At 39.6% G+C, this 19,739-nt stretch carries 12 protein-coding genes and 1 pseudogene; 6 read left to right on the forward strand and 7 right to left on the reverse strand.

Annotated features, from left to right (window positions below; genetic code table 11):
• Positions 1–57 precede the first annotated feature (57 nt).
• Together M2470_RS00060 and M2470_RS00065 are read right to left on the reverse strand one after the other, a co-directional pair.
• Positions 58–2,760, reverse strand: a complete 2,703-nt coding sequence (locus tag M2470_RS00060; RefSeq protein ID WP_280743342.1) for a T9SS type A sorting domain-containing protein — start codon at positions 2,758–2,760, stop codon at positions 58–60.
• Between the two features lie 218 nt (positions 2,761–2,978).
• Positions 2,979–5,093, reverse strand: coding sequence for a prolyl oligopeptidase family serine peptidase (locus M2470_RS00065; protein WP_280743341.1), 2,115 nt, complete (start codon positions 5,091–5,093; stop codon positions 2,979–2,981).
• A 146-nt stretch (positions 5,094–5,239) separates the two neighbouring features.
• On the opposite strand from M2470_RS00065, the gene M2470_RS00070 reads away from it, so the two are divergent.
• Positions 5,240–6,385 (forward strand): iron-containing alcohol dehydrogenase, encoded by a 1,146-nt coding sequence (locus M2470_RS00070; RefSeq protein WP_280743340.1) that lies wholly within the window; start codon positions 5,240–5,242, stop codon positions 6,383–6,385.
• 155 nt (positions 6,386–6,540) lie between these two features.
• Here M2470_RS00070 and M2470_RS00075 read toward each other — a convergent pair whose 3' ends face one another.
• Positions 6,541–6,972 (reverse strand): DUF6078 family protein, encoded by a 432-nt coding sequence (locus tag M2470_RS00075; protein WP_280743339.1) that lies wholly within the window; start codon positions 6,970–6,972, stop codon positions 6,541–6,543.
• A 314-nt stretch (positions 6,973–7,286) separates the two neighbouring features.
• Here M2470_RS00075 and M2470_RS00080 point away from each other — a divergent pair, with 314 nt between their 5' ends.
• Positions 7,287–10,694 carry a hypothetical protein gene (locus tag M2470_RS00080; RefSeq protein ID WP_280743337.1) on the forward strand — a complete coding sequence of 1,136 codons (3,408 nt, stop codon included), beginning with the start codon at positions 7,287–7,289 and terminating at the stop codon, positions 10,692–10,694.
• Between the two features lie 2 nt (positions 10,695–10,696).
• Here the strand turns inward: M2470_RS00080 and M2470_RS00085 are convergent, their stop codons facing one another.
• On the reverse strand, positions 10,697–12,361 hold the full coding sequence (locus M2470_RS00085) for a glycosyltransferase family 2 protein (protein ID WP_280743338.1): 1,665 nt from the start codon (positions 12,359–12,361) through the stop codon (positions 10,697–10,699).
• A gap of 16 nt (positions 12,362–12,377) precedes the next feature.
• Positions 12,378–13,358, reverse strand: coding sequence for a tyrosine-type recombinase/integrase (locus tag M2470_RS00090; protein ID WP_280743336.1), 981 nt, complete (start codon positions 13,356–13,358; stop codon positions 12,378–12,380).
• Between the two features lie 192 nt (positions 13,359–13,550).
• On the opposite strand from M2470_RS00090, the pseudogene M2470_RS00095 reads away from it, so the two are divergent.
• Positions 13,551–13,667, forward strand: a pseudogene (locus M2470_RS00095) (arginase family protein); the annotation flags it as partial.
• Positions 13,668–13,742: 75 nt separating this feature from the next.
• Here the strand turns inward: M2470_RS00095 and M2470_RS00100 are convergent.
• Positions 13,743–14,618: a hypothetical protein gene (locus M2470_RS00100; protein WP_280743335.1), complete on the reverse strand. Its 876-nt coding sequence runs from the start codon at positions 14,616–14,618 to the stop codon at positions 13,743–13,745.
• A gap of 130 nt (positions 14,619–14,748) precedes the next feature.
• Here M2470_RS00100 and M2470_RS00105 point away from each other — a divergent pair, with 130 nt between their 5' ends.
• From M2470_RS00105 to M2470_RS00115, 3 genes are read left to right on the forward strand one after another with little or no spacing between them, the layout of a single operon-like run.
• Positions 14,749–15,771: a histidine kinase gene (locus M2470_RS00105; RefSeq protein WP_280743334.1), complete on the forward strand. Its 1,023-nt coding sequence runs from the start codon at positions 14,749–14,751 to the stop codon at positions 15,769–15,771.
• A gap of 3 nt (positions 15,772–15,774) precedes the next feature.
• Positions 15,775–16,527 carry a LytTR family DNA-binding domain-containing protein gene (locus M2470_RS00110; protein WP_280743333.1) on the forward strand — a complete coding sequence of 251 codons (753 nt, stop codon included), beginning with the start codon at positions 15,775–15,777 and terminating at the stop codon, positions 16,525–16,527.
• A gap of 49 nt (positions 16,528–16,576) precedes the next feature.
• The gene (locus tag M2470_RS00115; protein ID WP_280743332.1) at positions 16,577–17,212 is read left to right on the forward strand and encodes a hypothetical protein; all 636 of its coding nucleotides are present in this window, start codon (positions 16,577–16,579) and stop codon (positions 17,210–17,212) included.
• A 7-nt stretch (positions 17,213–17,219) separates the two neighbouring features.
• Here the strand turns inward: M2470_RS00115 and M2470_RS00120 are convergent, their stop codons facing one another.
• Entirely contained in the window at positions 17,220–19,739 is a 2,520-nt protein-coding gene (locus M2470_RS00120; protein WP_280743331.1) for a carboxypeptidase regulatory-like domain-containing protein, read from the reverse strand.

Here is a 19,739-nt window from a genome sequence, read left to right on the forward strand (position 1 = left end):
AAAATCAAAAGAAGGTGTCCAAAAGCGGATACCTTCTTTTTTGTTATGCTATAAATCTTATTTCTTCAATATCACTTTGCGGTATAAACTGTTTGCTGTTTTAACAATCACGATGTAGCCTCCCGAAGAAAGGTGACCCATGTCAACTGATTGGATATCTCCCTTTTGCGAAATGACTAATACGCCTTGTAGATTATAAATATTCACCAACTGAACACGCTCTGCGTTGATGTATAACATATCTACAACCGGATTGGGATAGACTTGCAGGTCGATTGCTGTATTGCTGTCTATTCCGGAAGCGTTTAATGGTTCTAATTTTGCTATCAACTCTAAATCCTTCGTTACCGTAAATGTATACGGGTTCTCGGTTGAAACAACGTTGCCTTCAGAATCAGTCCAATTAATAAAGCGATTATTACCTTCGAGCAACACAGAGAGGGTTGCCGTTTCCCCGTAATTGTAGGTTCCATTGCCAACGATACTGCCATTGAGGGGATTGTTGGCGGTAGCGTTGATGTTGAAGTTTCTATATTCTACGGTATAGTAGATGCTTACTTTTGCTTTTGCTTGCTCTTTGTCGACTACATCTGGATGGAACATGAAAACCTTTATAGGTTGTTCGGTAGTCTTTATGAATGTAAGCTCTCCATCTATATAGTTATAATAATTCCTATCGGCAATTACCTCAACATCGTAATAGGTACCGTTAATGGAAGGTATAGTTATCACATCGCCTATCATGACTTTTGTCTCAGGTAATCTTTGAGGCGAAATAATACAACTATTCGCATAAGGCGCACCGTTGTTCATTATGTCATACAACTGCTCAAGCGAGAGCTGGTTGTCATTACACTCAAAATAGTCAATCTTTTTGTTGTTACTCAAATCGAGCGATTGCAGTTTGTTATTTGCGCAGTAAAGTCTTGAAAGGTCGGGCGCATTGGTCACGTCGAGTTGGGTTACCCCTGAGTTGTTTACAGCTAAATAATCCAATACATGTTTGGGATTTACACGTCTTATTTTGGCATTATAAGGTCCGCTTGCGTTGGCATAAGGTATGTCGATATAATATCTTCCTCCATCGCTATTGTGCGTAGTGACCGTTCCATTTCCCCAGTCTACCATAATATTATTGGTGCCTTCGGTGGCTCTTATACGGAGTTTGGACTCGCTTGTCGGGTTCCATGTGAATGAAATATCCCAAGGGCTTATGGTGTAGGTCGTGATAATTTTTACTAACTTAAAATGCTCTTCCTTAACCTTCTCATGGGTCATTGAAACGGTGTATGTACCTGTCTTAAGGAAGGTGAGTATACCGTTGATATAGGTGTAGTCAACTCCGGAGACTCCGTTTTCGACCGAAATTTTGCTGGCTATTCCGTTATAAAGGAGCGAGATGTCTTCTTCTTGATAACGTGTTTCTCCGGCGTATTGAGGAGACATCCTCAACGCCCTGGAGTAGGTCGATCCGTTATTATGTACATTTGCCAATTGATTGTAAGGCAGATAATTATCGTAGCAATGGAGCTTCTTGAGTTTTGAATTCTTACTCACATTCAAGGTTGATAGTTTATTGTCGTTGCAGATCAACTCATTTAATCTCTCGCTATTTCTGAGGTCTAAAGAGGTTAGTTGATTGGTATTGCAAATCAACTTTTCTAATCCCACATTGTTGCTGAGGTTTAAAGAGGTTAGTTGATTGTTGGAACAATATAATTCCATTAATTTCACATTATTGCTAATATCTAAAGAGGCGAGTTTATTGGAGTCGCATACCAATTCAAACAATGTAGCATTGTTTTTCAGATTTAAATCAGTGAATTTATTATTGCTACAATACAGCTTTGTTAATGCCGTATTGTTGCTTAGATTTAAAGAGGCGAGTTGATTGTTGGAACAATGCAGGCCATTTAATTTCAGGCTGTTTTGTATATTTAAGTACTTAAGATTATTATTATCACAATAAAATTGCAGCAATTCTTTGTTGTTATTCAGATCCAAAGAAACGATCTTGTTCTGGTAGCATTCAACCGTTTGCAATGCCGGATTGTTTTCCAGATCTAAAGCGGTGAGTTGGTTGCTATGACAATAAAGCTCTCTTAATTGGGGGTTGGATTTGAAGTCTAAGGAAGCGAGTTGATTATTATTGCAGTCTAAATTGATCAATTCTGCGTTCGCTGTCACATTCAGAGTTGTGATCTGGTTGTAGGGACAAAATATCTGGAATAATTTCGGATTCTTATTCACCTCCAAAGAAGTCAGTTGATTGTTGCCGCATGATATACTCTCTAATTTTGTATTCTTACTCACATCCAATGAAGAGAGTTCATTCTTGAAGCAACTTAAGTATATTAATGCTGTGCATTGACTCAGATCTAAGGAAGTGAGTTGATTGTTGGCGCATTCCAAATCTTTTAATGCTGTGCATTGACTCACATCCAAGCTTGTGATTGAATTATCGTTGCAATTAAATCTGATAATGTTTGCCGGATTTACGGCCGTAATGGTCACATGATACGTATCGTTCTTGCTGTAAAAATGATTCAATTCCAAAAAATACTTCACCGAAGAGGTACTGTTTTGCGTCTCTATATTCCCATCGCCCCAATCAATCGTGATAGATTGCTGCTTCTCTGTTGTTTTTATATGTAATTGTTTCCGACCACCTTTGTCTTTCCAAGTGAGGGAAATTTTAGCTGATGCTTGTCCCGGATATCCCAACAGGCATACGATGAATATTAGTAAAATTTTGTTCATTTTTTATTGAGTTATATAATATGAATATTGTTTTAGATACGAACTTTCAAAAGAAGACAGAGATAGCTACATTCTGCTTTGCTGCGACAAAGATAGTTTAATCCATTGAAAACAACAATATAACCTAATCAGTGTCTGATTTTTTACCAGAATATAAGAGAAAAAAGAGGGTGTGTCAAAATGACACACCCTCTCGTGTTAAAAAAACGTCAGATCTTTTATTTTACATTCATCCCCAGGTTATACATGATAAATGAGTAGATGTCAGCAGATTCGTCCAGGATTTTGCTGATGGGCTTTCCTGCTCCGTGGCCAGCTTTTGTTTCTATGCGGATCAGCTTGGGAGCGTCTCCTGTATTGGCAGCTTGTAAAGTTGCGGCATATTTAAAGGAGTGGGCGGGTACTACCCGGTCGTCATGGTCGGCTGTCGTTACCATAATGGCAGGGTAAGGGGTTCCATCATTCTTTATGTTGTGCAGCGGCGAGTAGGCATGTAGATAGTTGAACATCTCTTTGCTGTCTTCGCTTGTGCCATAGTCGCTCGCCCAGTTCCAGCCAATCGTGAATTTGTGGTAGCGAAGCATATCCATTACACCTACTGCCGGAACAGCTGCCTTAAACAGGTCCGGGCGTTGGTTTACAACTGCTCCAACCAGCAAACCGCCATTAGATCCTCCATTTACAGCTATTTTTTCCTTATTGGTGTACTTCTCCTGAATCAGGTATTCGGCAGCACCTATAAAGTCGTCAAACACATTCTGCTTGTTCATCTTTGTACCGGCCTGGTGCCATTCTTCTCCGTATTCGCCACCGCCTCTGAGGGTTACTTGTGCATAGATACCTCCGTTTTCAAGGAAGACCAAGCGGCTGGTAGAGAAGCCCGGGTTCAGGCTTACGTTAAAGCCTCCGTATCCATACAGGAATACTGGGTTTGCCCCATCTTTTTGCAGACCTTTCTTATAGGTAAGGAACATGGGTATCTTCGTGCCGTCTTTGCTGGCGAAGAATACCTGCTCGGTTGTATATTCGTCTGGATTAAAAGCTACTTTAGGAGCCAGGTAAAGCTCAGACTGGTTCTTGTCCAGATCATATTTGTAAATAGTAGCCGGGAAAGTAAATGACGAGAACGAATAGAAGGTCTCTTTGTCGTCTTTGTCTCCGCTGAAGTAAACTGATCCCAGGGTAGGAAGCTTCACTTCGTGTTCCTCTTTCCCTTCCAGACTATACACATAGGCATGATGGGAAGCATCTTTCTCATAGGTAAGCATCAGTTTTCCACCAATAATAGAGGCATTGGAAAGAACCGATTCCGACTCAGGAATCAACTCTACCCAGTCTTTCAGCATCGGCGAGCCGATAGTAGCTGTCATAATCCTGTATTTAGGTGCCCCATAGTTTGTTATCAGATAGATCTTGTCGCCCACTACTTCGATAGGAGCATAGGAATACTCCATATCATCCGTCAGAGCCATTACCGGAGCGTTTGCCTTGGTAAGGTCTTTAATAAACAGGTTATTACCACTTCCGGCTCCGGATTCAAAGATAAACATAAGCCGTTCGTCTTCACTTACACTTCCGTAATAGAAACGCTTGGGTTCTTTCGGATTCTGATAGATCAGCTTGTCGTCACTTTGCGGGGTACCTAGCTGGTGGTAATATATCTTATGATTTTCGTTCATGTTGGAGTACTCCTTACCTGCTTCAGGAGCATCATAGGCACTGTAATAGAAGCCGTTGCCATGCCAGGATGCACCGCCGAACTTGGCCCATAGGATATGGTCGTCCAGGCGTTGACCGCTTGCCAGGTCTATCACAAATATTTCGTTCCAGTCCGAACCGCTACGCGAAATATTGTAAGCCAGGTATTGTCCGTTGTTTGAGAAAGAAATACCGCTCAGAGCCACAGTTCCGTCGTCAGACAATTTGTTCGGGTCGAGCAACACCTTTGCTTCCCCGTCCAGCGTTTCTTTTACGTACATTACGCTCTGGTTCTGCAATCCGTCGTTCTTAAAGAAATAGTACTTTCCTTTCTTTTTGGATGGGGTTCCTATCTTTTCGTAATTTGTCAGATCAGTAAGACGTTGTTTGATTTTATCACGGAAGGGTATTTTCGACAAATACGCTGCTGTTACCTTATTCTCAGCTTCCACCCAGGCTTCTGTTGCCTTCGAGGTGTCATTTTCCAACCAACGATACGGGTCTGCCACTTCGGTTCCGAAGTAGGTGTCTACCGTATTGTCCTTATCTGCTACGGGATAAGCCAATTTTGCTCCCTGATTACATGCTCCTAACACAGTCATGCCACACACTAAAATTAAAAGTTTTGTTTTCATGTTTTACCATTTAAGTACAATCCTCAAAGATAATAAATAAATGAAGAATGATGAATGTAGAGTGAAGAATAGAAAGAAACAATCCTTATATTCGTATTCTTATATGATGGAGATGCTTTTGTTGTAATAATAAATAAGAGATAATAATGAACAACTTTATTTTTCAAAATCCGGTGAAGCTCATAATGGGCAAGGGTATGATTGCAAAATTGGCTAAGGAAATACCTGCCGGAAAGCGTGTGATGGTAACCTTTGGGGGTGGAAGTGTTAAAAAGAATAATGTTTACACTCAGGTGATGGAAGCCCTGAAAGACTTTCACACCGTAGAATTCTGGGGTATTGAGGCCAACCCTGCCATCGAAACCCTTCGCAAAGCCATCGTTTTGGGAAAAGAAGAGAAGATAGACTTTCTTGTTGCCGTAGGCGGCGGTTCGGTGATTGACGGGACAAAACTGATCTCTGCCGGAATATTATACCAGGGCGATGCATGGGACCTGGTATTGGCTGGTGCAGAAATGAATACCATTCCGCTTGCAACTGTTCTTACCCTGCCTGCAACGGGTTCTGAAATGAACAGTGGAGCGGTGATCTCCAATAAGGAAACCAAAGAAAAGTTTGCTTTCTATTCCAATTTTCCTGTGTTTTCGATCCTCGATCCGGAGACTACTTTTACGCTGCCTGATAACCAGATTGCCAACGGACTTACCGATACCTTTGTACACGTGATGGAGCAATACCTTACCGTTCCCGCCGTATCACGTTTGATGGACCGCTGGGCCGAAGGTATCCTGCAAACTGTGGTTGAAATCGCTCCTCTGATTAAAAAGGATAAACAAAACTATGACCTGATGGCCGAATTTATGCTATCGGCAACCATGGGCCTCAATGGTTTTGTAGCCTTGGGTGGCGTGCCGCAAGACTGGGCAACCCACATGATAGGGCACGAGTTGACGGCTTTACATGGCCTATCCCACGGACACACACTGGCGATTGTTCTTCCGGGAACAATGAATATCCTGCGCGAAAGTAAAGGCGACAAGATCATCCAATACGGCGAACGTGTATGGGGCATCACCGAAGGAAGCCGTGACGAACGTATCGATAAAACCATCGCCAAAACCGACGAGTTCTTCCGTTCACTCGGTATGACCACCCGCTTGAGTGAAGAAGGCATCGGCATGGATACGATTGCGGAAATAGAACGCCGCTTCAATGAGCGTGGCGTTGCTTTTGGCGAAAATAGAAAGGTGAATGGCGAAATGGCTAAGCGGATTCTAATGGATAGGATCTAAAAAAGATAAAAGTTTCATACGGATGAGAAAAGATTCTCATGCCGGTGAGAATAAATTCTCATGGGCTTGAGAAAAAGTTCTCATCCGCATGAGAAAACATTCTCACGCCCAAGAAAAAGTTGAGAAAATGTACAAAAATTAAGGGATATTAAGTATTACCAATCGTATTGGTCTACGTATTCGTCAAAGACAGGCTCCTCCTGAATCCCTTCATTGAGGAAAACCTGCCGGATAAAGGCTTGTTCTTTCGGAGTAATAAGACGCACTTTATTACGGATACGGTAGTACATACTTCGCTCAAAATGATGATAAAGGATATTCCGTATTTTAAGCGCTTTCGCATGAGGCACTTTGTCGAACAGACGCCTCATCCCCAACGCAAAATGAGTCAAACGGTCAAGATGAAAAAACGGACATTCTTCGCGGGCGGCAACATAAGCCGGGTTGACTATCGAAAAAGACGAACGATCCTGATCAGTATGAAGAGTAACCTGAAAGCGTAAGCAATCGGCAGATCGTGGACATTGTGCATTTAAGCAATGAAGGTAATCCCAAGGGACATCCTTATAATTGAAATTTTCTTTCATAATTAGATCTGTTTGATTATATTACAAAGATAACATTTTTAATGTTTCGATGTCAATATTTTTTGTTTTAAGATTAAACCATACTATACCCCAAAGCTATTTCTGTCTACTCAAGCATTAAGTTTTATATTCATAGCAATTTATTCTCTCAATCTTGTAAATTCCAATTATCAGAAATATATAGTAAATTTTATTTATGTTTGTGTGAAAATACTGTAGAGTAAAATCCAAAAGAAGCGAAAAAGTTTTTGTTTCTTTTGGGTTTTATATTTATTTTTTACCTTTGACGAACAACTGATAACTATTTATTATAGATGAATCACTTAACTACTGATTATTGGGCAGAATTCAAATCTGATGGCTTACTGTTCGAAGATTTAGTACATGATCTATTAGAATTAAAGTATCCCGGAATCGAGTTCTACGCAACGAAAAAATCATGGGACGGGAGTCGCGATTTTGAGGCTACTATAAATCTGTTGGAAGAAGCCAAAGCAAAAATATGGTTGGAGTGTAAGTATCATCAAAATGACCGATTGCCAGTCCATGATGTTTCAATGACATTATTAATGGCATTTATTCATGATGCGAAACAGATTATCATCTTTTCATATTCTCCCATAAACAGAACTTTCGAAAAGCATATTGCCGACTATGTGGAAAGGACAAAGACTAAGGTGGATATTTATCATGACTTAACATTGGAGGAGCTAATACTTACATATTCTTCATCAATGAAGAATTTTAATAAGTACTTCCCTACATTTAAAAAAGAAGTTGACATCTTACAACATCATTCAGATATTCAATATGAATACAGAATCGAAAAAAAAGAGTCCGATCGGAAGAAAATTGTAATAGGCATAAATCAACCCTTCGAATTAAATCTATATATATACAACCATCATTCAAAAGAAAGAAATATAGAAGTTTCAATAATTGATAATGTTAAAGATTATTTTCACATCAAAAGTAGAGACCTTTTATTTCCCGAATATAAAATACTCAAAAATATACCCCCAAACAGTAGCAGTGTTATCAGACTAAAAATGCGAGTGAAATCTTATTCTGAAAAGATAAAATTTCCCCGAGTATCCATAAAAGAAGAAGATGGTCGACAAACAATCTGCAAAATCGACCAAAAACTTGAATGTCGTTGGATTGCCACAACACCATTAATCGGTGATTCGTATTATGAAATATTGAATAACTGTGGCCAGTATATCGGGAATACACATAACTTCTCTGTAATAACAATAACAGGCACAAGCGGAGTCGGGAAAAGCAGAATACTTAAAGAATTGAATCTTTACAGTCAGGACATCAATAATAAAGTATGTTACATAGATGCTGACGAGAAAGATATCACCGCTAAGCTTTTTGTGGAGAAATTAATTTCAACTCTAGAAGATTTACCTTTATTTGATAATAAACAAACCAATTTGTGTTTTTCATCCAATATCGAAGACAATAAATATTATGCATGCAGAATATTGTATGACAAAAGTTTTAATGTAGCAAAAGAGAAAGAAAATGTTGTAAAATATCTATCTGATCTATTGTGTCGGAAATCATGTAGCATTATTCTGGATAACTTGCAAGCCTATGACGAATTGAGTATTGAGATAATAGATTTATTACTTAAATACATGGATGAAAGAACTTCCGTATCATCTCTAATTTTAAGTTTCAATTTAGATTATCTCTATTCAGACACCGATACGCATAATTTATACAAGCGTCTACTCTATTTATCCTCTAAAGAGGTGCATAGTTACTACCATACCCAAATAGAAGGATTTACGAGAAAAGAGGCCATCCAATATTTACAGGAAAGTCTTATAAAAGTATATGATGAGCATCGGGAAGTCGATACGATTACTTATCAAAGATCTATTGAAAAAATTGTAGACACCTGCGGCACAAATCCGTTTTTCCTGCATGAGTTCATATTATATCTTTTACAACAAGGCGTAATACGTCACACAGACACTACCAGTTATTATATACACGACATAGACAGATTCCAAATATGTTTAAATACTACCCCTGTCTCCATCAATGATTTAATAGGCAAACGAGAACAGTTATTCCTCGAAAGCATTAAAGATTCTCTTACTCTCACAAAATCATATGAGGACCTTATATCGGTAATTGCCCTTACAAAATCGTTGCCTCTGATTGTATTTAATGATCTAATTGGTGATAACAATCTGCTTAGGCAGCTCGAACGGATTGGGTTTATCAATATCGGCATGGATGATCATATTCGGTTTTCGCACCAATTCTTTGAGAAATATTTTATATCAAGGCATTCATTGTTATCCAAGCCAGAAGAATTCCGCAGGAAACTCTTAAAATCATTTGATCAATATGGCTATACGTATGAATTCTTCTTCTCTTTGTTCTTGGTGAAGAAATCATTGAACCAGTTAAACCAAAATGATTTCGACGCTGCATTAGAAAAAATAATGCAACGGGATGTGGAATTTAATTATAGTTTGGAGATCTTTAATATTATAAGTGATTATCTGGATTTATCCATAGAATCGATATCTCCAAAAACCTATATTAAAGTATATTGGCAGATCGAATCTATGACCGTAAAGCGTCATGGAATGACAAAGTGCCTGATTTATAACGAAAAAGTATTTAACCAGTTTATCTGTAATTATCCAAAATTCGCAGAACATTTGGCTAATGTTTTTAAGTTACTGGAAGAATATATTTGTCACTTGCTGAACCTTCAGGAATTTGATGAGAGTTTAAAGAAAAATAAGCAGTTGACAGATCTGCTTGAAAATGAAATGCTTGACCATGTTGGTTGTGAAGAGATTTTAATAAACATGTATATCAGACAAACAATGGTTTATTATCACCTCCAATTAATAGAAGATGCCGAGTTTACTAATTCTAAAGCAATGAACTTAGCTCAAAATATTGGCGACAGAGAAGGCATTTTGAAATGCTGGAAGTCTAAAGGAGATATTTATTATCATAATTATGATGCAGATTTATACGCTGATAAAATTATAGATGCTTGGTCAATGGCATACAAAAAATATTGTGAATATAGTGAACATACTATTCGATTCAGCCTAAAATTAGCAATTGCACTTAAAGCTATACGTGTTAACATCTTGAATAATGATTTAGCTGCTGTAGAACCAAAAATAGAATTTGTTTCAAGTTGTATCGATAAAACCAATATGGTATTTTATGAGATAATCATTCGCTTGGTTAAAGCCATGTTTCTAATCATTAAATATGACAAATATTTATCATACGAAAATAGTGTATATAACGAGGTTATAAAATTAGTGAACCAAGCTACCGATCTATGTGCAATTTACGGTAATAAAAATATATATATAAACTGTTTCCATCTTCGTGCAATAGCGCAGTTTAAAGCCTCCAAATGGGATTTTTCATTTGATAATTTTATCAAAACACTATCAATCATAGTTGATAAGACAGAATGGAATGTACTTGAAAAAAAATGGAGCGGATTCATCACCGATCTAATGATTTTTGAAAGAAAGCTCAATAAAAAAATACCAGAATCAATTGAGAGTAAACTATTTGTTAATGAACAAATCAAAGAAAATATCCTAAAGATAAGAACACTTAGCAATGAAAAATTTGAAGATTTTTTTGATAACTATGTAACAAAATCTCTTTTCAAAGATAAGGAGAAAAAAATAGGATTTCCGAATATTTAGCATTAGTATGCTATCATTGAGATATTACCTGTCAGGTCAATAAGAATATCTTTATCGTGATTTCTTTTTTCGAATTCTTCATAAAAAGCCGTGCCTTTATGTGTTTCCGAATCTTCGACTAAAAAGATCAATGGCAATTTAAAATTTTTAATCTCATTCAGTAAATGCTCACGAATATTTTTCTGTTTATACAAATAGACCCTATAATGGCCAACTATAAAGATACCCACTTCCCTTTCAAGTAAAGATATTACAGATTGGGCTCCTGAATCATTTACAAGATCAATGAAACAATAAGAATGACCAAAGATCTTATTTTCTTCAGTGAAAGCTGCCAATGCTTCCATGTCGGGTAATTGAGGAATAGAGTTCACCATTTGTGTAATACCTAAAGTTTTGGACAATACCTTTAGCTTAGTTTCTTCTTCAACGAATATAAAGTCCATAATATCCATCGAATTATAATGAAGGCGAAACTGTGGTCTGAAAAGACTTATATTAAATTCATTTCCCCAATCTATTCTTATCTTATTTCCCGATCGGCATATATATACATTTTGGCTGATCCTTAGTGCTTCCTGAAGAACCCCACAAGCTATTACCTGAGGATAAACAAAAATATTATCGGATATAAAAGCATTAGTGAACGTTTGACTTTTAAAACCTAATTTTAACCCGATAAAGTAGACGGTTTCTTCCTCTGTTTCATCCAGATAGTAACTTATGTTACCCTTTGGATATTCGGCTGATATGGTATTTATATATATGCTGTTTTTACAAGGTTCAATGTCAATCGGATTCAATGATATCAATCTCATTCTGCCGATCATCATAAAAACATTTTCAAAAAGATTAGGTGAGGCTTTATATTGGGCAAGTACCTCAAATTCCCAAACCTTATACTTTTCCAGCATCATGCAGATATTGGAATAATTGTCAAATTCGCAGGAGATAAGATCTCGTTTATGTGGAATATGAAGCCCTCTGAAATAAGGAAGGAATCCGATCGCTCCTTGTTGTGATATCCTATAGCCAAAATCGACATCTTCAGCTCCCCACTTCTCAAAGTTTTCATCAAATCCTTTCACAGTCTCAAAACACTTCTTTTCGACAGAACAGAATGCTGTAAAATAATGCAACCAAAAGAAATTACGATTTTTATCCTCTTTAAAAAAAGAACTTCGTTTGTCCTGAAACAGTGGATTCTCAAATATTTGTTTTCGACCTTCATAATCTTCGATTTCATTTACATAAGCAGTAATACCAGAATACAATGCTAATGGATATTCCGAAAATCTTGATGCATGTGTTGATCCTATAAATGCTATCTCACTACGATTCATGTGTGCCCTTCTCAATTCTTCCAGAGCATATCTATCAAGTATCATATCTCCATCTATGAAGAGTAGAATCTGTTTGTTAGCCTTGTACCCGCCGATATTCCTATTATAAGATCTGTTACCCTTTTTGTCAGCATGTATAAGTTCAATATTGTTTCTTCTTTGATACTTCTCTAACTTCTGAATAATATCGCTTGATGAGTGGTCATCAACAATTATAAGTTCATCCGTTTCACTCATTTGATCATAAACAGTATCAATACACAAGGTTATATATGGATTGTTTGAACTGATTATAATAACACTAATATCCCATTGATTTTTCATCTATAATAAATAGTTATCAACCGTTCCCTGCCAGCTGGAGTTTTCTTCGAGGATGTTTTGTCGTTAAAATCTTCTTTTGTTTATTCATATTAACATGAGTGTAAATCTGTGTTATTGCAATAGAACTATGACCTAACATATTTTGAATATATTTTATATCAACATCTTCTTCCAAAAGTAAGGTGGCGAAAGTATGTCGAAAGGTGTGCGGTGTAATATGCTTAGTTAGTCCAGCTCTGTTAACATAGGATTTCACCATCAGTCTGACTGACTGTGTTGATAATGGAAGTCCTAGACGATTTACAAAAAAGAAAGTTCCATCCTTTATCTGAGTTCTATGCAGCTGGTAATAGTTTTTTATTATAGAGATAGTTTCAGACTGGCATATTTGGATCATGCGCTCTTTGCTCCCTTTACCGAAAACCTTAATAATCCCATTTTTTAGATTTATATCTTGCAACTGCAAATTACAAACCTCTGAAACTCTCATTCCTGTTGAAAATAAAATTTCAACAATCGCAATGTTACGAACCAGAGCTTTATAGGTATATCGATCTACATTACTATTATTTTCAAGTTCTTTATACATGATGCTTAATATTTTTTTTACTTCATGTAGTGTCATAACGGATGGTATAAGACTAGGCTCTTTTAAGCGAACTTTAATCTTCCTGAAAGGATTGATATAGTCATCGTCTTCATACTCTAAGTAGTTTAACATCGCTTTTAATGAGGCTACTTTCCTTTTTATTGTTTTGGGTTTTAGGTGTGAAATTTTCTGAAGATAGCTTTTTAGTGTATCTTTAGTCATACTCTTGAATCTTTTTTCATCTTCCGTCCCTTTTATATATGCAGCAAATTGTTTCAAATCTGTTGTATATGCCCGTAAAGTCTTTGAGCTTAGATTTTTCTCGAATTGACAATGGAAGAGAAAACCTTTAATGACCTCACTAACATTCATTTCACTCACACTCTCTTGTAAACTTCTTGTATTCATGTTTGTTATTTTTAATAATTAAACTGCGAAGAAACGGATTTCTTGAAGTAGATTCAGTAGTATCCGAAAGTATTCTTTCTAAAGTTGTTGCAGTTCAAACACTGTGTAAAGCTTTATGTGGAATTACGGAGGATGACAAAAAATGATGTGGATTTACAGCCGTTATTATGGGAGATTAACTGATTATGGGAAGTGTTGATTCATCTGGGCCTCTACGTTCTTGATACTGTTGAATTTATTGCAGCCGTAGGCACCGACCTCGACGGTATGAAGATCGCCGAAGTTGTAAAGGTTATCAACGATATTGCTGATGCCACGGGTTGCAATCAGGATTAAAAACATGCTGGAGCTGCTGCTGAAGTAAGGATTAAGCCTGCGTTCTGGTTAAAAGATATATTGAATACCTACTTGATAGCCTATGTAGAGTTGTTGTAGCTTAGAGGTTTGTTCTTTTTTCCAGAGCGAATGGCTTGGGAATAGTTTGTGATTGTCAGGGTTGTCGCTTTGCATGTAGTTGATGTTTGGGCCGGCAAAAAGTTCCAGGTATTGTCCTATCTTGCAGGCGGGTAGGAGGGCATAAGCGGCTTTAAAGGTTGTTTCATCATCCGAGAAGCAGTTTACGGACTCTATTGTCAGTTCATTGTTGATCCTTAGCCATGAGGCAATATGTACATGTGCGCCGAGACCTCCGAGGGCTGTAAATGCTTCTTTTTCTTTGGCTTTGTGGTTATATCCTAATCCGAGAATCCCGTATGTAACCCTTCCTCCTGAGCGGAAGGTGATGGCTGTGGTTCCGATTTCGTTGTAAGTGGCCGAAATGCCCATTTCTCCTTCTTTTATGATGTTAATCAGCCCGATAGGATAGTCGCTTTGGTTGGCAATATTCAATAGTCCGGCTAGCTGAACGCCCGATACATTTTTGGCAATATTCACTAATCCAGCTACTTGTAATCCTGTAAAGTTATTTCCTACATAGTTGGCAAGTCCGGCCAGTTGAAACCCGTTTGCATTGTTCAGGACAATATTGCCCAGCCCTCCTAAGGTAAATGCTGTTTCATTTTTGGAGATACCTGCTAGCAGATTTAAAGAGAAATGGTTTGTATATTGCCCCGCATGGATACCATTTGTGCTCAAAGGGGGAATAAAACTGAGATGTACGGCTGCCTCTTTTTCCTGGTTTGAAACCTTTGTCTGGGCTGATGTAGTGCCGATGGAGAATATTGATATTCCCAACATAATACGTAGTGTTACTTTTTTCATATTCATTTGTTTTTATTGATGGAGCAAATGTCGGAAGAAGCTCATAAGCAGAGAAAACTTTTTGACTAAGCCCTTGTTTGCTTATGACGAACGAGTAGCATATCTGTAAGGAATACATTAGCTTTGCCGAATGAAAATAGATTATCTCAAAAACTATAATCAGTTTATTCATCTGATCTGGGTGTTTTTCGGGCTGATTCTTTGTCTGATATACACGTCTTCTTCCTCTGTATTGGAAGGATGTTTACTTGCGATATCTGTTCTGATCTGTGCCTATCCGTTTACTACTTATCTGAGCCGGAGTTTGCTGACAAAAGCGATTAAGCGGAGGAAAATGCAGTTGTTTATCGGGCAGTTTGTGCTGATTACAGCTTTGTCGGCTTTCTTTATTCCGTTTATATTGTATGGCTTTTTACTGTTGGAGAAAGCTGGTTTCTTTCCCTCGTCCGAATTAGTGATAAACGAGAATTCGTTCGGGCGTGAATACCTGAATGCTTTTTTGGTTACTTTACTGGTGAATTTTGGCTTTTGCGGACTGCGTTTTTACGAGATAAACCTCAAACTTCAGAACGAACTTATCGAATCCAAACTTGAAACCCTTCAGGGCCAGATAACCCCGCATTTTATGTTCAATGTACTTAATCATATTAATGTACTTATGCAGCATGATGTAGACTTGGCATCCTCTTTGTTAATCAAATATTCGGACATCTTGCGCTATCAGTTATACAGCAGCAAAATGGAATTGATTACGTTGGATCAGGAAATCAGTTTTCTGACCGATTTTATAGACATTGAAAAGATACGTTGGGAAGACAATCTGGATGTAAATTGCTCATGGAAAGTAGAAGACAAGAAGAAAAAAATAGCTCCATTGCTCTTAATTACTTTCATAGAAAATGCTTTTAAACATGCCCCACGTGATGATTTTGAAAAAGGATTTATCAGCGTTGATTTCCGGCAAGAAGGGGATATTATTTTTCTGGAAGTACAAAATTCAAAATCTATAATAACAGATAAGAAGAATGAAAACTCAGGACTGGGACTAACTAATACAATCAAAAGATTGGATATTTTATACCCCGATAGATATGATTTTTCGGTAAAAGAAACCGAGAAAATATACCATTCAACATTGATTTTAAAGCTATAGAAAATGACAAATATCGTATCCAAACAAACAGAAGAATCCCTCTTGCGCTGCCTGATAGTAGACGATGAATCAGTAGCCATAAAAGGCATTGTAAACTATATTCAGAGAATAGACTTCCTGGAAGTAGCCGATACCTGTACTTCCGCTCTGCAAGCAGCAAGCATACTCAAAAAGAAAGAGATAGACCTGATGTTTCTGGATATCAATATGCCACACCTTTCCGGTCTTGACTTTTTGGAATCGCTGGAAAAAGCCCCTCTGACTATCATAACAACAGCTTACTCGGAGTATGCACTGGAAGGCTACCGTTTAAATGTTGTCGACTATCTATTAAAACCCTTCTCCTTTCAGCGATTTTTTCAGGCAGTAACAAAGGCGCAAGAAGTGTTCAAATCAACTATTTCAATAAAACAAGACGAAAAATCCGCTACCTCAGACTTATACGTTCGCCAAGCCGATGCCTTCAGGAAAATCTCAAGAGAAGATATCCTGTACGTAGAAGGCATGCAAAATTATCTGAAACTCTATCTGAAAGGAGAAGTAATCGTTATCCACCAAACAATGATCTCTTTAGAAGAAATGCTCCCCAAAAATATGTTCTTCAGAATCCACCGCTCCTTCCTCGTAAACCTATCCCACATAGACACCATCTCCGGCGGCAGAATTATCATCGCAGGCAAAGAACTACCCCTCGCCTCCGCCCGCAAAGACGAGTTGCTAAAGACTGTTGTTTACAAAAAGTTGATTAGTAAATAGAGCTATATTGAAGCAAATCTATATATTTGTTTTTGAATGTAATACTTGTATGAAAATGAAAAAGGTGAAGTTTTTTTGTGGTTTGCTTGGGATCGTTTGTATGGTGTTGCTGACGGCTGCGACGGTTGGTGATTTGTTTGAGGGTTCAGGTGATGTTGGAGCTGTTAAACTAAAGGGGTCGGTGCATTATAATCCTACTACGCAGACGTATTTGCTGACGGGTGGTGGTACGAATATGTGGGGGAATAGTGACGAGTTCTTTATGGTGTGGCGGAAGGAGAAGGGGGACTTTTCCCTCTCGGCTAAGGTTGGTTTTGTGGGGGATGGAGTGGATGCGCATCGCAAGTTGGGGATTATTATCCGTGAATCTCTGACGGGGAAGTCTCGTTATGCCGACGTCTGCGTACATGGGGATGGGCTTACGTCACTTCAATACCGTGACCTGGCCGGACAGGAAACCAAGGAGGTGCAATGGGAAGGGAAAGCTCCGGACCATATCACCCTCGAACGGATCGGAAAGCGGATCGTCATGAAGACGGCTACCGGTGCCTATACGGACGAAGTTACAGGTGAAATAGAACTGGAGCTTCCGGAGACTTGCTATATCGGCCTTTTCGTTTGCTCGCATAATCCTGATATACTTGAAACTGTTTACTTCTCAAAGCTAATCTACAAGAAGCTATAGGTTTCCATCAGAATTTATACCTTGCCGCCAGGAGAAATTCGCGTCCACGAATGTTGATCCAGGAGGTGTAGCTTTGCAGCGAGTTGTACTCGGTGTAGCGGTATTGTTGTTTGTCGAAGAGGTTGGAGGCGAGGGCTTCAAACTGCCAGTTGCCATGTTTCAGGCGTATACCGGAGTCAGCGAAGAAGGCGTTTACCGACTTGCTGCTGCCTACATCGTTATAGTAATGCTCTGCCGAGAGGTTTACTTCCAGTGGGAAGAGTTCGTAAGAGACTTCTGCTTTCTGTACCACATTCCAGAGGGGGCTTAGCCGGGTGTCTTTGCCAATGGTAGAGCCTCCGTAGCGGATGGTAGACTGGTAGGATGCCTCTACATGTTTGGAGGGCGACCAGCTGAGCTTCGGCTCATACTGCATATAGCTGGCTTTGAAGGGAAGGCGGACTCCCTCGCTGAGCTGCTCTGCCCGGTTGAGGCTAAAAAGGTAGGCCAAAGAGGCCTTCAATCCCCAATCATAATAGCCTTTCGAGATCGTTCCCCGGAGCGACCATCCGTAGCCGTCGGTGTCTGACTCACGGGAGGCTATTGTCACTTTCCCATCTTCGATAAGCTGTTCATACATATGGTCTGACCCATTCCGGCTGTGGCTTATAGACAAGGAGGCAAAGAACTCTTTGACCGTGCTTTTATACTCTCCGTAAACAGAATACTGCTGGATGTGTAGGGTAGGGAGCTTGCCGCTATTCCACACGATATGCCGATAGTCTGTCTGGTAGGGAGTTGCCTGGTAATTCAGGATGTCGCCATATTGCTCGCGATAGCTGCCGGAGACAGAGAAGCGCCAGGCATAGTTGAGCTTATAGTTGAATGAAACAGACGGATTTACAGCCATACGAGACAGCTCACCTTGCGGGAAGTTTGTCCATATTAATGGAATACTCAGGTTGGCATACCACTTGCTGCGCTTCCATTGCCAGGAGGGGATTCCGTAGAGGCTGAAGCCGTTCTTTATATTGTTGGCCTGTCCGGTGAATCCAGCGGTATACTGATGATTGACACTCCCTTGTTTCCTGATCAGTGACAGGGAGTTATCCGTATATAGTTGATTGAGGTGCATAGCTTCCTTGTTGTCATTCACATACAAGCGGGAGGGGCTGTGATTATAGCGGAGCAGTGAGCGGACTTCGAGGGTGTACTCTCCCGGATTCCAGAGGTTCTTGAAGTCGTTGCGCAGCCCCCAGTTCTCTGTCTTTATTTGCTGGCGGACGGACTGCTTGCCGGAGAAAAGGGAGGTGCTATTGTCCCAGTTTCCAATGGCTTTGAAGCGATTGCTCAGGTAATAATCCGTGGCATTATTCTCGAGGTTGAGGCTAAGCTCTGCCTGATCCGAGCGGATGCGTGTGTCACTTTCTTCTGCAATGTGTATGCTGTCATGCTGCTGATAGTAAGTGGTTTCGCTGCCTCGTTCCTGTTTGCGAATGTCGTGTGTATAACCGGCATTGATGCGTAGCTGGGCGGTTTCGCCTATTCGGTACAGGCGGTTGGCCGACAGGGTATGCACATCGTTGAACAAGAGCCTCTCCTTCTTCAGTGGAGCCATGATAGAGGGCTGGCTCAGGTAGGAGGGAGCATCCGGCTCCTGAAGCCTTCCGAAGCTGTAGTCGAAGAAGCGAAACTGCTCATCCGTTACATCTTTCCCCGTATTGTCACCTTTATATATATAGGCGCTTTGGCTTTTGCGGCTGAGTTGCATGGCATGGGCCGATCCCTCCCAGAGAAGGGAAGACTTGTCACTGCCGAGGCCTCCCCGCAACGTCAGCAACCATTTGTCGCGGAACTCCGGTTTCAGTTTCAGGTTGAGGGCGATATTCTCGGTCTTCACCTTGTCCTGAAGGATACGGATGGGCTGATGGTTTTCGAGTAGCTGAACACTTTCCACAGCTTTGGCATCCAGGTTGTTTGTAATCTGATTGTAGCGTCCGCCGGTCAGATCCATGCCTTCTACATAGAAGTTTGATATGTCTTTTCCGTTGTAGGATATTCTCCCAAGGTCATCTACGTCTAATCCCGGTAGTTTCCGGATGACATCCTTGATGCTCTGGTCTTTAGACGTAAGGAATTGTGATATATCATAGTTGATCGTGTCGCGCTGTCCCCATACCCGTCCGGGACGAATCTCTACCTCTTTCAGGGCGAAAGCCTGCTCTTCCAGCCGGATCTGCCATTGTCGCTTGTCTCCTACGAGCTGTTTCCAGGTTTTGTAACCTAAAAGGGAAACGCTGATCTGCAGGGAGTCGGATACTTGCCTTAGCGGCATGGAGAAGGCACCTTTAGCATTTGTGAACGTATAACTTACAATCGACGCGTCACTTTTCTTCAGGAGTTGAACAGTTGCCATTTCAATGGCCTGTCCTGTGCCGGCTTCTGTTACAACTCCCTGAAGAAAGTGCTGGGCTTTGGTGTGATGCAAATTAGTATATAAAAGTGCTATGTATATAATTAGACGTAGGAGGCAGGCTGAATGTTTCAT

Origin of the sequence: Parabacteroides sp. PH5-46 (genome assembly GCF_029892785.1) — a bacterium.
Taxonomy (GTDB): domain Bacteria; phylum Bacteroidota; class Bacteroidia; order Bacteroidales; family Tannerellaceae; genus DFXE01.

What these genes read in the sequence shown, in the direction of transcription:
- M2470_RS00075 (WP_280743339.1), bottom strand. Translation starts at nt 6,972, where the DNA reads ATGAAAGAAAATTTCAATTATAAGGATGTCCCTTGGGATTACCTTCAT.
- M2470_RS00060 (WP_280743342.1), bottom strand. Translation starts at nt 2,760, where the DNA reads ATGAACAAAATTTTACTAATATTCATCGTATGCCTGTTGGGATATCCG.
- M2470_RS00110 (WP_280743333.1), top strand. Translation starts at nt 15,775, where the DNA reads ATGACAAATATCGTATCCAAACAAACAGAAGAATCCCTCTTGCGCTGC.
- M2470_RS00080 (WP_280743337.1), top strand. Translation starts at nt 7,287, where the DNA reads ATGAATCACTTAACTACTGATTATTGGGCAGAATTCAAATCTGATGGC.
- M2470_RS00105 (WP_280743334.1), top strand. Translation starts at nt 14,749, where the DNA reads ATGAAAATAGATTATCTCAAAAACTATAATCAGTTTATTCATCTGATC.
- M2470_RS00100 (WP_280743335.1), bottom strand. Translation starts at nt 14,618, where the DNA reads ATGAAAAAAGTAACACTACGTATTATGTTGGGAATATCAATATTCTCC.
- M2470_RS00070 (WP_280743340.1), top strand. Translation starts at nt 5,240, where the DNA reads ATGAACAACTTTATTTTTCAAAATCCGGTGAAGCTCATAATGGGCAAG.
- M2470_RS00065 (WP_280743341.1), bottom strand. Translation starts at nt 5,093, where the DNA reads ATGAAAACAAAACTTTTAATTTTAGTGTGTGGCATGACTGTGTTAGGA.
- M2470_RS00115 (WP_280743332.1), top strand. Translation starts at nt 16,577, where the DNA reads ATGAAAATGAAAAAGGTGAAGTTTTTTTGTGGTTTGCTTGGGATCGTT.
- M2470_RS00085 (WP_280743338.1), bottom strand. Translation starts at nt 12,361, where the DNA reads ATGAAAAATCAATGGGATATTAGTGTTATTATAATCAGTTCAAACAAT.
- M2470_RS00090 (WP_280743336.1), bottom strand. Translation starts at nt 13,358, where the DNA reads ATGAATACAAGAAGTTTACAAGAGAGTGTGAGTGAAATGAATGTTAGT.
- M2470_RS00120 (WP_280743331.1), bottom strand. Translation starts at nt 19,739, where the DNA reads ATGAAACATTCAGCCTGCCTCCTACGTCTAATTATATACATAGCACTT.